The sequence below is a fragment of the Streptomyces sp. NPDC056480 genome (genome assembly GCF_042795405.1).
Lineage (GTDB): Bacteria > Actinomycetota > Actinomycetes > Streptomycetales > Streptomycetaceae > Streptomyces.
The window spans coordinates 35,538-51,321 of record NZ_JBHTSA010000057.1 but is presented as its reverse complement, the minus strand read 5'-3'; the positions used below and the strand labels follow the sequence as shown (position 1 = coordinate 51,321).

The following is a 15,784-nucleotide window of genomic DNA, read 5'->3' as shown; positions in this document are numbered from 1 at the left end:
TCGCCTCGTACAACCCCACCCGAAAGCAGGAAAGTTCAGCCAACACCTGCCGTGGCACGGCTCCATCAACAACACTCGACACCGACGACCTCCGGAGCTCGCTGCGTGACTAGACACCACACAGCGTGAAACGGAGGTCGTCACCATGTCCGGGAAATCCCCATGTGGGTGAACACACCACACACCCGACGATCACACAAGGTTAAATCTCAAGCTCAGAGGACGCCGGGCCCGACGCCTCCCGCGCCGCGCGGGCTCAGAGGACGCCGGGCCCGACGCCTCCCGCGCCGCGCGGGCTCAGAGGGCGCCGAGTTCGACGCCCGGCTCCCCGGCCCCCTCCAGCTCCAGCACCCACACCTCGTTCGCGCCCTCCCGCAGCACCGGGCCCGGCACGAACAGCGCGTCCTGCGGCCCGGCCGACCAGTACCGGCCGAGACAGAAGCCGTTCACCCACACGAAGCCCCGGGTCCCGCCCGGCACCCGCAGCCACGCGTCCCCCGCCCCCGTCACCTCGACGTTCCCCCGGTGGAGACCGGGACCGCTCCCGTCCGCCGCCGGCCCGAAGCGCACCTTGTCCACGGCCGCCGCCTCGAACGCGTCGAGACGCAGCGCCCGCGACCGGAACCCGTGCAGATACTGCCGCTCGTGCCGTACGCCCCCGGTGATCCCCTTCGGCTCCGCGAGCCGCGGCCCGTAGTTGACCCGGCCGAGCGACTCCACCCACAGGTCGACGACCGCCGGACCCGCCACCGGCCCGGGCAGCGACACGTCCTCCCCGTCCGCCGTGCCGAGCACCCCCGCCGGGGCCCCGTCGACGTACACCACCGCCCGGTCCCGCAGACCCGTCACCCCCAGCGGATACGGCTGCCGCGGACCCGGCACCGCCACCCGGTAACGGACCAGGCCCCGGTCCACACCGAGCTGCTCGAAGGTCGGCGGCACCGGCGTCACCGCCTCCTCGTCACCGAGCACCTCCAGGACCGTGTCCAGCGGCGCCCACCCGTCGAAGCCGCCGGACACCGGGCCCGCCAGCCGGGCCGGAGGCTCGGGGACCTCCGGCAGCGGCCCCTCCGCGTACGCCGAGAGCACCTCGCGGAAACGCCAGAACTTCTCCGTCGGCCGCCCCGCCTCGTCCACCGGCGCGTCGTAGTCGTACGAGGTCACCGTCGCCCGCAGCGGCCCGTCGTGCAGGTCACCCGCCCGGTTCGCACCGGCCCGACCGCCGAAGTTCGTACCCCCGTGCGCCATGTAGACGTTGACCGAGGCCCCGCACTCCAGGATCTCCCGCAGCGCGTCCGCCGCGTCCCCCGCCTCCCGCACCGCGTGCTCCGTGCCCCAGTGGTCGAACCAGCCGCACCAGAACTCCATGCACATCAGCGGCCCCGACGGCTGGTGGCGCCGCAGCGTCGCGAAACCCTCCCGCGCACCCGAGCCGAAGTTCGCCGTCGCGAGCACCCCCGGCACCGAGCCGCCCGTCAGCATGTGGTCCTCGGGGCCGTCCGAGGTGAACAGCGGAACGCTCACCCCACAGCCGCGCAACAGCTCCGCCACCCATTCCAGATAGCCCCGGTCACTGCCGTAACTGCCGTACTCGTTCTCCACCTGCACCAGGACCACCGGCCCGCCCCGGTCGATCTGCCGCTCCACCACCTGCGGAAGCAGCCGCCGGAACCAGTCCTCCACCGGTGCCAGGAACCCCGGGTCCAGGGTCCGCACCCGCCGCCCCAGCGGGCCGGTCAGCCAGTGCGGCAGACCGCCGTTCTCCCACTCGGCGCAGATGTACGGCCCCGGGCGCACGATCGCCCACATCCCGGCCCGCGCCACCGCGTCCAGGAACCGGCCGAGGGCGTCCGCGTCCGCGTACCGCCCCGGCTCCGGCTCGTGCAGATTCCACGGGACGTACGTCTCGACGCAGTTGAGGCCCATCGCACGCAGCATCCCGAGCCGGTGCTCCCACTGGCCCTCGTGCACCCGGAAGTAGTGCAGCGCCCCCGACAGGAGGCGCACCGGCCGACCGTCGAGCAGAAAGTCCTCGTCACCCACAGCGAACGTGCTCATGGCCTCACCCTCACCCTCTGGCGGCGAAGCGGTCCATGGACAAAGATCGTCGCAGTTTGGACGTTAGAGCCCGCCCGGCCCCGATCCGCCGGAGGGGCCCGGGGAGGGGCACCACCGCATGTACCACACCTGGATGCGCTACTTCACGCCCAGCCCCGTCCACCACCGCCTCGGCCTCGTCTGCCTCGGAGTCGGACTCCAGCACGGCACCCTGCCCACCGTCGGACCCCGCACCCTCGACCACCACGTGGCCGTCGTCGTCTCCGCCGGCAGCGGCTGGTACCGCGGCTCCGACGGGCGCCGCACCACCGTCACCGCGCCCGCGCTCCTCTGGCTGACACCCGGCACCCCCCACCACTACGGCGCCGACCCCGGCACCGGCTGGGACGAGGCCTTCGTCGACTTCTCCGGGCCCGCCACCGCCACCTACACCGAACTCGGCTACATCGAACCCGACCGGCCCGTCGTCCCCCTCGCCGACGCCGCGCCCGCCCGCGCCGCCATCAGCCGGATCGCCCGCGCCGCCCGCGCCGGCAACCCCCTCCTGGAGGTCGAGACCGGCGCCGCCGTCCACGAACTCCTCGTCGCCCTCCGCCGCGCCCGCGCCGACACCAACGCCGACGGCGACCCCGTCCTCGCCGCCCTCGCCCGCGACGCCTTCCAGCCGCTCTCCGTCGCCGAACACGCCGCCCGGCACGGCATGACCGCCGCCGAGCTGCGGACGGCCGTCCGCAGGGCCGCCGGGTGCAGCCCCAAGGACTACCTGCTCACCGTGCGGCTCGGCCGCGCCAAGGAACTCCTCGCCGCCACCGAGCTGCCCGTCGCCGCCGTCGCCCGCCGCGTCGGCTACGACGACCCGGCCTACTTCTCCCGGCTCTTCACCCGCCGGGTCGGCACCGCCCCCATCCGCTTCCGCGAACAGCAGGGACGGTCCGTGCACGGCGGCTGGAGCAACACCGTTCCGGATCCCGAACACCCGCCCACGATCCCCCCGAGATCCGTCTAAGCTCGCAGATCATGAGTGAGTCCCCGCGCCCCCACCCGCCCACACCGTCTCCGGCCCCCGCCCCGTCCCAGCCCGACGAGGCCGTACGGGCCGAGCTGACCCGGCTGCGCGAAAGCATCGACAACATCGACGCGGCGGTCGTGCACATGCTCGCCGAGCGCTTCAAGTGCACCCAGCAGGTCGGCGTCCTCAAGGCCGAGCACCAGCTGCCGCCCGCCGACCCGGCCCGCGAGGCCCGGCAGATCGCCCGGCTGCGGGAACTCGCCGGGAGCGCGAAACTGGACCCGGCCTTCGCGGAGAAACTGCTCACCTTCATCATCGCGGAGGTCATCCGCCACCACGAGACGATTGCGGACGGAGCACGCTGATGGCCCGCGTCACGGTCTTCACCCTCGGAGGGACCATCTCCGCACGAGGCGGTGACGCGGCCCGGATGACCGGCCAGGAGGTCCTCGCCGAACTCGGCAGCGACCACGACGTCGTCCTCAACGACTTCCGCCGCGTCCCCAGCTCCACCCTCACCCACGCCGACCTCGCCGCGCTCGCCGCCGAGGTCCGCACCACCGTCGCCGACGGCTCCGGCGTGGTCGTCGTCCAGGGCACCGACACCCTGGAGGAGACCGCCTTCCTCCTCGACCTGCTCTGCACCACCGAGCAGCCCATCGTCGTCACCGGCGCCATGCGCCGCCCCGACCTCCCGGGCGCCGACGGCCCCGCCAACCTGGCCGCCGCGCTCGCGGTCGCCGCCCACCCCGCCTGCCGGAACCTCGGCGTCCTCGTCGTCCTCGCCGACGAGATCCACGCGGCCCGCCTCGCCCGCAAGACCCACACCACCTCCGTCGCCACCTTCGCCTCACCCGGCGCGGGGCCGCTCGGCACGGTCGTCGAGGGCGAACCCCGCATCCTGCTCCGCCCCGCCGTCCAGGCCGCGTTCTGCCCGCTGAAGCTCGACCCCGACGTACGGGTGGCCCTGGTGACCCTCTCCCTCGGCGACCGCGGCGAACTCCTCGACGCCGTCGACCACCGCTTCCAGGGCCTCGTCGTCGCCGCCTTCGGCGCCGGCCACGCCCCCGCCCGGCTCGTCGAGCCGCTCGCCGAGATCGCCCGCCGCATCCCGGTCGTCCTCGCCTCCCGCACCGGAAGCGGCGCCACCCTCTCGGACACCTACCGCGGCCCCGGATCCGAATACGACCTGCTGCACCACGGACTGATCCCGGCCGGCCCCCTCGACCCCGCCAAGGCCCGGATCCTGCTCCACACCCTGCTCTCCAGCGGAGCGGCCGGCCCGGCCGGCTACGACCGCCCCCGGATCACCGCGGCCTTCGCCCACCTGAACGGCTCAGGACTCGCCTGAGAACGGCGGGAAACGCCCCGGAGGACGGACCCGGACCAGGTCCGGACCCCACCACCCCTGCCCGACGCCGAAGGCATCGGGCAGCATAGGGCCATGTCCGTACTGACGCGCGACGAAGCGCAGACCCGTGCCCAGCTCCTCGACGTCCAGCACTACAGCGTGGACCTCGACCTCACCACCGGCGACGAGACCTTCGAATCGACCAGCCTCATCCGGTTCACCGCCCGCACCGCCGGGGACACCTTCGTCGAGCTGAAGCCCGAAACCCTGCACTCCGCCCTCCTGGACGACGAGCCCCTCGACACCGACGCCCTGGACGGCAACCGCCTCCCGCTGCGCCTGAGCGAGGGCGAGCACGTCCTGCGGATCAGTACGACCATGCGGTACTCCCGCACCGGCGAGGGCATGCACCGGTTCGCCGACCCCAGCGACGGCGAGTCGTACGTCTACACCCAGCTCTTCATGGAAGACGTCCAGCGCGTCTTCGCCGCCTTCGACCAGCCCGACCTCAAGGCCGTCTTCGAGACGACCGTCACGGCCCCCGAAGGCTGGACCGTCCTCGCCAACGGCATCACCGAGCAGCAGCCCGACGGCCGGTGGCGCTCCGCCGCCACCCCGCCGCTCTCCACCTACTTCGTCTGCGTCGCCGCGGGCCCCTGGCACTCGGTCCGCACCGAGCACGCCGGACTGCCCTTCGGCATCCACTGCCGCCGCTCCCTCGCCGCCCACCTCGACGCCGACGCCGACGAGATCCTCGCCGTCACCAAGGCCTGCTACGACCGCTTCCACGAGAAGTTCGACGAGCCGTACCCCTTCGACTCGTACGACCAGGCCTTCGTCCCCGAGTTCAACGCGGGCGCCATGGAGAACCCCGGCCTCGTCACCTTCCGCGACGAGTTCGTCTTCCGCTCCGCCGTCACCGTCACCGAGCGGCAGACCCGCGCCATGGTCATCGCCCACGAGATGGCCCACATGTGGTTCGGCGACCTCGTCACCCTGCGCTGGTGGGACGACATCTGGCTCAACGAGTCCTTCGCCGAGTACATGGGCTACCAGACCGTCAACGAAGCCTGCTCCGACCTCTTCCCCGACACCTGGGTCGACTTCGGCGTCACCCGGAAGGCCTGGGGATACGAGGCCGACCAGCGGCCCTCCACCCACCCCGTCGCCCCCGACCCGGAGGCCGTCCCCGACACCGCCTCCGCCCTCCTCAACTTCGACGGCATCTCGTACGCCAAGGGCGCCTCCGCCCTCCGCCAGCTCGTCACCTGGCTCGGCGAGAAGGACTTCCTCGCCGGCATCAACATCCACTTCAAGCGCCACAAGTTCGGCAACGCGACCCTCGCCGACTTCATCGACAACCTCGCGGCCGCCACCGACCGCGACGTCCACGCCTGGGCCGACCAGTGGCTCCGCACCACGGGCGTCGACACCCTCACCCCCGCCCTCGCCGGCGAAGGCCTCCGCTGGAAGCTCACCGTCGACCGCGACGGCAGCCGCCCGCACCGGGTCGCCGCCGGCCTCTACGACCGCGACCCCTCCGGCGACCTCGTCCTCCGCGAACGCCGCGAACTCGACGTGCCCCAGACCGAACCCGCCGAACTCACCGGCCCGCGCCCCGCCCTCGTCGTCCTCAACGACCAGGACCTCACCTACGCCAAGCTCCGCTTCGACGAGACCTCCGGCGACGCCGCCCTGCGCGGCCTCTCCCGCATCCCCGACGCACTGACCCGCGCGGTGATCTGGAACGCGCTCCGCGACATGGTCCGCGACGGCGACCTCCGCCCCGCCGACTACCTGGAGGTCGCCCTCGCGCACCTCACCGAGGAGACCGAACTCGCCCTCGTCCAAGGCGTCCTCGGCTTCGCCCGCACCCAGATCGCCGACCGCTACGTCACCGAGGAGGAGCGCCCCGCCGCCCTCTCCACCATCCGGCAGATCGCCCGCGCCCTGCTGCGCCGCACCGAGGACGGCGAGGCCCCCGGCCTGCGCCTCACCGCCGTCCGCGCCCTCATCGACAGCGCCACCACCCCCGACCAGATCACCTCCTGGCTCGACGAGGGCACCGTCCACGGCGGCCCCGAGCTCGACCCGGAGCTGCGCTGGCGCATCCTGGCCCGTCTCGCCGTCCTCGGCGCCACCGACGAGCCCACGATCGCGGCCGAACTGGAGCGGGACCCGAGCGCCACCGGCCAGGAGGGCGCGGCCCGCTGCCGGGCCGCGCTCCCCACGGCGGAGGCGAAGGCGGCGGCCTGGTCGGCCCTCTTCGACACGGACGACCTCTCCAACTACCTCTTCACGGCCACGGCCCAGGGCTTCTGGCAGCCGGAGCAGGCCGAGCTCGTACGCGAGTACGTCCCCCGCTTCTACCCGGCGGCCATCGCCCTGGGCGCCCGGCGGGGCGCGGCGATGGCGGAGGCGGCGGGCCGCTACGCCTTCCCGTCGTACGCGATCGACCAGGAATCCCTGACCCTGGGCGAGCACCACCTGACGGACGAGATGATCCCGGCGCTCCACCGCAAACTGGTCGACCAGCTGGACGACCTGACCCGAGCCCTGAAAACCCGCAACGCCTAACGGCCCCCGTCCCCCCCCGCTGGGGCGGCGCCCCAGCGGGGGCGCTGCCCCCACCGGGCCGGTGCTCACTCCCACCCCGTTGTGGGCATTCGTTCCGCTGGGGCGGAACGGGTGGGCACAACGGAACGGCGCCCTTTGCCGGGCCTAGGCTTCCGCGCCGTAACCCGCACCTCGTGCGCGATGCACTGTGGGTGCGGGTTCAGGCGCAAGGGGCGGAGGCGCCGCCAGAGGGCGCCGTCCCGTGTGCCCACCCGTCCCGCCCTGCGGGACGATTGCCCACACGGGCGGGTGGCGGGCGCGGCCCGCAGGAGGCGGTGGGGGCGGGGCGCAGCCCGCACGGAGGTGACTGAGGCGAGGGCGCGGGCGCAGCCCGTGCGGGGGTGGGTGGGGCGAGGGCGCGGGCGCAGCCCGCACGGGGGTGGCCGAGGCGCGGCCCGCTGGTGGTGGTGAGGGCGGGTGCGGCTCGCGGAGGGGCGGGGGCTCAGCCCGGGCGGCGGGCGCAGTACGCGCGAGGTGGCCGACGCGGGGGAGCAGCCGCGCGGAGGCAGCCGGCGCCTGGCTCCGCGGCTGGGAGGAGACCACGGAGCCGGAGCCCTCGCGGCGGGCGGCAAGGCCATCGCCACGACTCGCGCCACCGCGCGTCACCCGTTCGGGTCACAACGGGCGACTCCTCGGACATACCCCCACAACCCCCGGCACCCTGTCGTCCATGCGTGCCGAACCCCCACCCCTCGCCGCCGATCCCACCGCCCTGAGCCGCCTCCTCGGCACCACCCTCCACGCCCTGCGCGACGGCGCGCGGACCCGCGGCGGCCCGCTCCCGGCCGGCGGGCCGGAGGCCGTGGCGCGGCGGGTGCGGGAAGCGCTGGGGGAGCCCCTGCCCGAGACGGGCCAGGACCCGCACGAGGCACTCCGTACCCTCGTGCGGGTCCTCGCCGAGGGGGCCGCCGACCCCGCCCACCCCCTCTGCGCCGCCCACCTCCACACCCCGCCCCTCGCCCTCGCCGCCGCCGCCGACCTCGCGGCCTCCGCGCTCAACCCGTCCATGGACTCCTGGGACCAGGCCCCCGCCGCCTCCGCGATCGAGGACCTGGTCACGGCCGCCCTCGCCGCCGAGGTCTTCCCCGACGCCACCGACCCCGACGCCCTCGTCACGACCGGCGGCACCGAGTCCAACCAGCTCGCCCTCCTCCTCGCGAGGGAACGCCAGGGCCCCACCGTCCGCACCGTCGTCGGCGCGAACGCCCACCACTCCTTCCAGCGCGCCGCCTGGCTCCTCGGCCTCCCGGAACCGGTCGTGGTGCCCACCCCCCGCGGCACCCTGGACCCGGCCGCCCTCCACGAGACGCTGACCGCCCTCACCGGCCCGGTCCTCGTCGCCGCCACGGCGGGAACCACCGACGAGGGCCTCATCGACCCCCTCCCGGCCCTCGCCGACCTCTGCGCGGAGCGGCGCGCCGACCTCCACGTCGACGCCGCCTACGGAGGCCCCGTCCTCTTCAGTCGTACCCACCGCTCCCTCCTCGACGGCCTGACCCGCGCCCGTACCGTCACCGTCGACCTCCACAAACTGGGCTGGCAGCCGGCCGCCGCCGGACTCCTCGCCGTACGGGACACGGCCGACCTCGCCGTACTCGGCCACACCGCCGCCTACCTCAACGCCGACGACGACACCGAGGCCGGCCTCCCCGACCTCCTCGGCCGCTCCCTGCGCACCACCCGCCGCCCCGACGTCCTCAAGACCGCCGTCACCCTCCGCGCCCTCGGCCGCACCGGTCTCGGCGAACTCGTCGACGCCTGCATGGACCGGGCACAGGAGCTGGCCGACCTCGTGGAGAAGGCGCCGGGGCTCGACCTGCGGGCCCGCCCCACCCTCACCACCGTCCTCTTCCGGCCCAACGGCCCCGACGTCACCGACGATACCGTCGCCGCCGTCCGCCGCACCCTCCTCACCGAGGGCCGCGCCGTCCTCGGCCGTGCCGAGGCGGACGGCCGCCTCTGGCTCAAGGCCACCCTGCTCAACCCCCACGCCACCCCCGGCGACCTGGCTCAGCTCATCACCCTCGTGGAAGGCAGCGCGCACCGATGACCGGCAGCACCGGCAGCACCCCCCAGGACGACCTCGACCGCCCCCACGATCTCGTGGGCGTCGGCATCGGCCCCTTCAACCTCTCGCTCGCCGCCCTCGCGCACGGTGTCCCCGGCGGGCTCGCCACCGCCTTCTTCGAGCAGAAGCCGGCCTTCCACTGGCACCCGGGCCTCCTCATCGAGGGCGCCACGCTCCAGGTCCCGTTCCTCGCCGACCTGGTGACCCTCGCCGACCCGGCCAGCCCTTGGACCTTCCTCAACTACCTGAAGAGCCGCGAGCGTCTCTTCCCCTTCTACTTCGCCGAGAAGTTCCACATCCAGCGCGCCGAGTACGACGCCTACTGCCGCTGGGTCAGCGAGCGGCTCCCCGGCCTGCACTTCGGCCACCAGGTCGACTCGGTCCGCTGGAACCCCGAACGGCGCCTGTTCGAAGTCGACTTCACCCAGATCGACCCGGACGGCGAGGCCGAGGCCCTCGGCCGCGCCTACACCCGCAACGTCGTCCTCGGCGTCGGCACCGAGCCCTACGTCCCCGAACCCCTCAAACCGCTCGCCGACGCCCCCGGAGTCCCCGTCTTCCACTCCGCCGACTACCTCGCACACCGCGACACGCTCCTCGCCGCCGGACACGTCACCGTCATCGGATCAGGCCAGTCCGGCGCCGAGGTCTTCCTCGACCTGCTCCGCGCCCGCCCCGCCGGGGCCGAACGCATCCACTGGCTGGCCCGCACCGAGGCCTTCGCACCGATGGAGTACTCGAAGCTGGGCCTCGAGCACTTCACCCCCGACTACACCCGCTACTTCCACGCCCTGCCCGAGCCGGTACGCGGCGAACTCATGCCCCGCCAATGGCAGTTGCACAAGGGCATCGACACCGACACGATCGCCGCCATCCACGACGAGCTGTACCGCCGCACCCTGCACGGCGGCTGGCCGGACGCCGTCCTCACCCCGGGCGTCCGGGTCCGCACGGCCGGCCGCGTCGCCACCACCCAGGTCGAGCTGCACCTGGAACACCTCCAGCAGGGCACCCGCTCCCGGCTCACCACCGACGCCGTCGTCCTCGCCACCGGCTACCGGGAACGCCCGGTCGACCGGATGCTCGCCGGGCTCGACCCGTACCTCCGCCACGACTCCGCCGGGCGCGCCCGGGTCGACGAACGGTACCGGCTGGTCCTCGACCCGTCGGTCACCGGCGCCGTGCACGTACAGAACGCCGAGCGGCACACCCACGGCGTCGGCGCACCCGACCTCGGCCTCGCGGCCTGGCGCAGCGCGACCATCCTCAACTCGATCACCGGCAAGGAGCCGTACCCGCTGCCGCGCCGCACCGCCTTCACCAGCTTCGGCCTGGAGACACGAGAGGCGCCGAGCATCCCGGCCCAGGGCCAGAAGCTGACGCCTCTCGTACAGCAGTGATAACCCGCTGACTCCTAGAAGACCGGGACGCCGTCCCGCGTCAGCTTCCAGCCCACCGAGGCGAACAGGGACGGGTCGACCGTCCCCTTCGCCTTCACCCACTGGATGATGGTGTTGCGGATCTCGTCCGAGTTGGCCCACAGCTGCTGGGCGCCGGCGACGTGCGGGAACGCACCGCCGCCGCTCGCCCGGTAGTTGTTGACCGCGAGGACGAACTTCGCCGCCGGGTCCAGGGGCCTGCCCTCGAAGGACAGGTTCACGATCCGGGAACCGGCCGGCCTCGCGATGTCGATGGCGTACGTGAGCCCCGCGACGGCGTCGTAGTTGTAGTCCGGGATGCCGTCGGCGTTGGTCAGCTTCGCGGTGTCGACCGGAGCGCCCGCCGGGGTCTGGACGTAGTACCGCGCCGAGAACTCCAGGTAGTCCTTCAGCTGGGCGCCCGTCATCAGACGGGCCTCCAGGGTGTTCTCGAAGGGGTACAGACCGGCGGCGTCCTTGATGGAGACCTGGCCGGCCGGGATGCGGGCCGTGCGGGAGAAGCACGAGGCCTGTGAGAGGACCGGCAGCGCCGCGTGGGCACCGCCCGCGAGGGCCGCCTTCACGGTCTCGGCCTGGACGACGTTGATCAGATCGATGATCGGCTCGTCCTTCCACGGCGCGTCGGCCGTCGTCATGACGGCGGTGGAAGTCCCGATGATCTGGTTGACGTACGCCACGACCTTCTTGTGCTCGTCCCCGAGCAGCCCCGTGATCTCCGGGTCCTCCGCCACCGTGTTGGAGTTCAGGACCTGCGCGGCGACCTTCTCGACCGTCCAGCAGCCCTTCTCCCACACCAGGTCGAAGTCGAAGAGGGTGAGGCGCTGACCCCACTTCAGGGGCTCCGACAGGACGACGTCCTTGCCGGTCTCCTTGTTCTTCACCCGGTACTCGGGGATCTCCGTGTGCGCGTGCCCGACGAGGATCGCGTCGATGCCCGGCACCTGCTCGGCGACGAGCCCGGCCGCGTTCTCGATGTGGGGCAGCTGGTCACCGTACGAGGAGGTGCCGCTCGAGCCCGAGTGCGCCGAGACGACGACCACGTCCGCACCCATCGAGCGCAGCCTGGGCACCCACTTCGCGGCCTGCTCCTCGAGCCCCGGGAAGACCATCTTGCCGCTGACGTTCGCCTTGTCCCAGATGGCGATGCCGGGGTTGGTCAGACCCAGTATCGCGACCTTGACGTCCTTGCCGTGCGGGGTCCGCAGCCGGTGCATGCTGTACGGGGCGAAGGCCGGGCGCAGGGTCTTCGCGTCCAGCGCGTTGGCGCCGAGCAGCGGGAAGTCGCACTGCTCCTCGAACTTGCGCAGCACCGGGATGCCGTAGTTGAACTCGTGGTTGCCGAGCGCGGCGGCGTCGTAGCCGATGGCGTTCATGGCCTGGGCCATCGGGTGGACCGGGCCGCGACGGGCGGTGATCGGGTCGACCTTGGCGTAGTAGTACGACAGCTGGGTGCCCTGGATCGTGTCGCCCGCGTCGATGAGGAGGGTGTTGCGGCGCCCCTTCTCCTTGCGGACCTGGTCGACCAGGGTGGAGATCTTGGCGAGGCCGACGTCGTTGTGCGCCTTGTCGTCGAACTCCTTGTCCGTGAAGTAGTCCCAGTTGAAGACGTTGCCGTGCAGGTCGGTGGTGCCCATCACGGTGAACGAGTACCGCTTCCGCGGACGCGGGCGACCGTGACCGCCGTGGGCCTCGGCGGGAACGGCGACGGCTCCGGCGACGGCCACTCCGGCCCCGGCGGCGGCCGAGCGCTCCAGGAACGTCCTGCGGTTCAGCGGCATGTGTTCTCTCCCCTTGTGGTTCCGTGCCGTCGGCGCCGACCATGGCGCACAACGCGCGTAGATTCTGACCCGGACGGCCACGTCGGCGACAGGGCTTTCGGGTTACGGAGTGGGAAAGTGTTCGGTGGACGATCGCTGCCGAACACGGAGGAGTCAGGACGTGACGCAGGAACACGCGACCCCGGAAGCACCCCAGGTGACGGTTCGCGGGGAAGGACGTCTGGAGGTCGACCCGGAACTCGCCCGGATCTGGGTGGCCGTCTCCGCCCGAGGGCCCGACCGCTCGGCGACCCTCGCGGACCTCACCCGGCGCAACGCCCTGGTGCTCGACCTGGTCAAGGCGCAGGGCTCCGCGGTGGAGAAACTGGAGACCGGCAGCTTCTCCATCTCCCCCGAACTCACCCGCAAAGGCCGGGGGGAACGGGTGCACGCCTTCCACGGGCGGGTGCGGGTCACCGCCGAACTGACCGACTTCACCGTCCTCGGAGAGCTGGTGACCCGGCTCGCCGACCTGGAACTGACCAGCGTCGACGGCCCGTGGTGGTTCCTGCGCCCCGCCTCCCCGGCGTACGCGGAGGCCCGCAGGCTCGCCGTGACCGAGGCGGTGCAGCGGGCGCGGGCCTACGCGGAGGCGCTCGGCACCTCGCTCTCCTCACTCCTCGAACTGTCGGACGCCGGCGTCGCGGAGCCGCTGATGCCACGGCGGGCGGCCTTCGGCTCCGCGGCGGTGGCCTACTCGGCGGAGGGCGTCGGGGAAGCCCCGCCGCTCGACCTCGAACCGCAGCGCCAGACGGTGACCGCCGAGGTCGTCGCGCGCTTCACGATGCGGCCGCCCGCACTCTGAGACAGGGGGCGCCGGGGCGCGAAAATCGCTCATCGGAGCACCCCGGCGCACAGATTCAAGACTTGTCAACAGCCTTTCACGGAAAGGTTGTTGAGTAGTCATGTCCCGCCAACTCGCTACTGGTGGGTAAGCCCTAGGCTCGACCCATGCGCCGAGCGAAAATCGTTTGTACCCTTGGGCCCGCCACCGAAACATACGACCAGATCAAGGCGTTGATCGAGGCCGGAATGGACGTGGCCCGCTTCAACCTCAGCCACGGCTCGTACGCCGAGCACGAGGAGCGCTACCAGCGCGTACGCAAAGCCTCCGACGAGACCGGCCGCAGCATCGGCGTCCTCGCCGACCTTCAAGGCCCGAAGATTCGCCTCGGCCGCTTCCGTGAAGGCCCCGTACTCCTTGAACGCGGCGACGAGTTCACCATCACCGTCGAACCGATGGAGGGCGACCGCCACTGCTGCGGGACGACCTACTCCGGCCTCGCCGCCGACGTCACCACCGGCGAGCGCATCCTCGTCGACGACGGCCGCGTCACCCTCGAGGTCGTCTCCGTCGACGGACCCCGGGTTAACACCGTGGTCATCGAAGGCGGCATGGTCTCCGACAACAAGGGCCTCAACCTCCCCGGCGTCGCCGTCTCCGTCCCCGCCCTCTCCGAGAAGGACATCGAAGACCTGCGCTGGGCCCTGCGCATCGGCGCCGACGTCATCGCGCTCTCCTTCGTCCGCAGCGCCCAGGACATCGACGACGTCCACCGGATCATGGACGAGGAAGGCCGCCGCCTCCCCGTCATCGCCAAGATCGAGAAGCCGCAGGCCGTCGAGAACATCGAAGAGATCGTCGCCGCCTTCGACGGCATCATGGTCGCCCGCGGCGACCTCGGCGTCGAGATGCCCCTCGAACAGGTCCCGATCGTCCAGAAGCGCGCCGTCAAGCTCGCCAAGCGCAACGCCAAGCCGGTCATCGTCGCCACCCAGATGCTCGACTCGATGATCGACAACTCCCGCCCCACCCGCGCCGAGGCGAGCGACGTGGCGAACGCCGTCATCGACGGCACCGACGCCGTGATGCTCTCCGGCGAGACCAGCGTCGGCCGCTACCCCATCGAGACCGTCCGCACCATGAGCCGCATCGTCGAGGCAGCCGAGGAAGACGTCCTCGCCAAGGGCCTCCCGCCGCTCACCGACCGGAACAAGCCCCGCACCCAGGGCGGCGCGGTGGCCCGCGCGGCCGCCGAGATGGGCGACTTCCTCGGCGCCAAGTTCCTCGTCGCCTTCACCCAGTCCGGCGACACGGTCAAGCGACTCTCCCGCTACCGCTCACCGATCCCGCTGCTCGCCTTCACGCCCGACCCGGCGACGCGCTCCCAGCTCAACCTCACCTGGGGCGTCGAGACCTTCCTCGGCCCGCACGTCGACTCGACGGACGCGATGGTGGCCCAGGTGGACGAGGAACTCCTCCGGATCGGCCGCTGCCGGCCGGGCGACATCGTGGTGATCACGGCCGGCTCCCCGCCGGGGGTCGCGGGTTCGACGAACCTGGTCCGGGTCCACCACATCGGGGATCCGCTGACGTAAGCCGTCCGGCGGGCGTCAGTGCTTGGGACCCACGTGCGCGTCCATGAGAGCGACGGAGGCTTTGCGGGCGACGGAGATGTTCTGTGCGGTGCGCGACTGGTTCGTGGGTTTCCAGTCGACACCCACGTGGTCCAGGGCGTCGGTGAAGAGCCCGATGATGTCGGCGGACGAGTTGGTGAAGAAGTAGCGGGGGTACTCGTACCGCTTCCGTTCGCCGCCGATGAGCCGGGTCGTCCAGTTCGTGATCCGGCTCCCGTCGGAGTGGATGAGTCCCCGGATGAAGTGCCACGGGTACGCGTCGACGATCTCCTGCTGCCACGGTTCGAGGGCGATGTGCCGCTCGTGCTTCTTGCCGGGCCCGTGCTGAGGGAAGAGGCATGCGAGGTGCTTGGAGTAGATCTTGACGTCTAGGCACCCTTGCCGCTGGACCTTCGATGCGTGATTGCCGGGTAGGACGGATTGCATCGCCTGCACGCAGGCGTCGATGAGCCCCGGCCAGGTGTCGGTACACGAGATGGAAAGGCTCGGAACCCGCATGGCAGGGCTGTGGGCGATGTGCCCGTCACCGAGGTAGAGCCCCAGTAGGTACGAGTACGCCGACCCGTCGAGATCCCGTCCGTCGCACCGTGCACACAAAGGGCTGTGCCTACCTGGGCACTCGCCACGCGTCGCGCGGTCCTTGTGCTTCCAGTAGCTGACCGTGCCCTGCGGAACGTTGAGTTCGCGGGCCACGTCCGCGTTCTTGGCGCCTCCTCGGAGCAGCGCGAGCGCCCGCTGTCGCACTTCTGTGCCGTGAAAGTTCATGCGATCACTCTGCGCGACGAGTCGTAGTTGGGCGCAGCAAAAAGCGGACATCCACGCGAAGGTGAACGTCCGCTTTCAGAATGGTGCCGGGTATGGGATTCGAACCCACACGTCCTTTCGGACAGAGGTGTTTGAGACCTCAGCGTCAGCCAATTGCGCCAACCCGGCAATGTTGCCAGTCGAAGTGTACCCGGTCACCAGTCCGGCCAGCAGCTAGGTAGGCTTCCTAGTGCAGCGCACTGC

The 15,784-nt window shown here is 71.9% G+C and carries 11 protein-coding genes and 1 tRNA gene; 8 read left to right on the top strand and 4 right to left on the bottom strand.

Going from position 1 to position 15,784, the window contains the following annotated elements; translation table 11 throughout:
• Positions 1-297: 297 nt before the first annotated feature.
• Entirely contained in the window at positions 298-2,058 is a 1,761-nt protein-coding gene (locus tag ACFQ79_RS23975; protein ID WP_383586706.1) for a beta-galactosidase family protein, read from the bottom strand.
• Positions 2,059-2,176: 118 nt separating this feature from the next.
• Here ACFQ79_RS23975 and ACFQ79_RS23970 point away from each other — a divergent pair, with 118 nt between their 5' ends.
• The 6 genes from ACFQ79_RS23970 (at position 2,177) to ACFQ79_RS23945 (ending at position 10,502) form a co-directional block, all read left to right on the top strand.
• Complete coding sequence (locus ACFQ79_RS23970; RefSeq protein WP_383586704.1) at positions 2,177-3,064, top strand: AraC family transcriptional regulator; 888 nt, start codon at positions 2,177-2,179, stop codon at positions 3,062-3,064.
• 11 nt (positions 3,065-3,075) lie between these two features.
• Positions 3,076-3,432 (top strand): chorismate mutase, encoded by a 357-nt coding sequence (locus ACFQ79_RS23965; protein ID WP_383586702.1) that lies wholly within the window; start codon positions 3,076-3,078, stop codon positions 3,430-3,432.
• Positions 3,432-4,418 (top strand): asparaginase, encoded by a 987-nt coding sequence (locus ACFQ79_RS23960; RefSeq protein ID WP_383586700.1) that lies wholly within the window; start codon positions 3,432-3,434, stop codon positions 4,416-4,418. Before ACFQ79_RS23965 ends, ACFQ79_RS23960 begins: the two co-directional genes overlap by 1 nt.
• A 93-nt stretch (positions 4,419-4,511) precedes the next feature.
• Entirely contained in the window at positions 4,512-6,995 is a 2,484-nt protein-coding gene (pepN, locus tag ACFQ79_RS23955; protein WP_383586698.1) for an aminopeptidase N, read from the top strand.
• Between the two features lie 709 nt (positions 6,996-7,704).
• Positions 7,705-9,084 (top strand): pyridoxal phosphate-dependent decarboxylase family protein, encoded by a 1,380-nt coding sequence (locus tag ACFQ79_RS23950; protein ID WP_383586696.1) that lies wholly within the window; start codon positions 7,705-7,707, stop codon positions 9,082-9,084.
• A complete protein-coding gene (locus ACFQ79_RS23945) occupies positions 9,081-10,502 on the top strand; it encodes a lysine N(6)-hydroxylase/L-ornithine N(5)-oxygenase family protein (RefSeq protein WP_383586694.1) in 1,422 nt (473 codons plus the stop codon). Before ACFQ79_RS23950 ends, ACFQ79_RS23945 begins: the two co-directional genes overlap by 4 nt.
• A gap of 14 nt (positions 10,503-10,516) precedes the next feature.
• Here the strand turns inward: ACFQ79_RS23945 and ACFQ79_RS23940 are convergent, their stop codons facing one another.
• Complete coding sequence (locus ACFQ79_RS23940; protein WP_383586692.1) at positions 10,517-12,319, bottom strand: bifunctional metallophosphatase/5'-nucleotidase; 1,803 nt, start codon at positions 12,317-12,319, stop codon at positions 10,517-10,519.
• 160 nt (positions 12,320-12,479) lie between these two features.
• On the opposite strand from ACFQ79_RS23940, the gene ACFQ79_RS23935 reads away from it, so the two are divergent.
• Positions 12,480-13,163 carry an SIMPL domain-containing protein gene (locus ACFQ79_RS23935; RefSeq protein WP_383586690.1) on the top strand — a complete coding sequence of 228 codons (684 nt, stop codon included), beginning with the start codon at positions 12,480-12,482 and terminating at the stop codon, positions 13,161-13,163.
• A 146-nt stretch (positions 13,164-13,309) separates the two neighbouring features.
• Positions 13,310-14,737, top strand: a complete 1,428-nt coding sequence (gene pyk / locus ACFQ79_RS23930; RefSeq protein WP_383586688.1) for a pyruvate kinase — start codon at positions 13,310-13,312, stop codon at positions 14,735-14,737.
• A 15-nt stretch (positions 14,738-14,752) separates the two neighbouring features.
• Here the strand turns inward: pyk and ACFQ79_RS23925 are convergent, their stop codons facing one another.
• Both ACFQ79_RS23925 and ACFQ79_RS23920 read right to left on the bottom strand, forming a co-directional pair.
• Positions 14,753-15,541 (bottom strand): helix-turn-helix domain-containing protein, encoded by a 789-nt coding sequence (locus tag ACFQ79_RS23925; RefSeq protein WP_383586686.1) that lies wholly within the window; start codon positions 15,539-15,541, stop codon positions 14,753-14,755.
• Between the two features lie 81 nt (positions 15,542-15,622).
• A tRNA-Leu gene (locus tag ACFQ79_RS23920) sits at positions 15,623-15,709 on the bottom strand.
• Between the last annotated feature and the right edge of the window lie 75 nt (positions 15,710-15,784).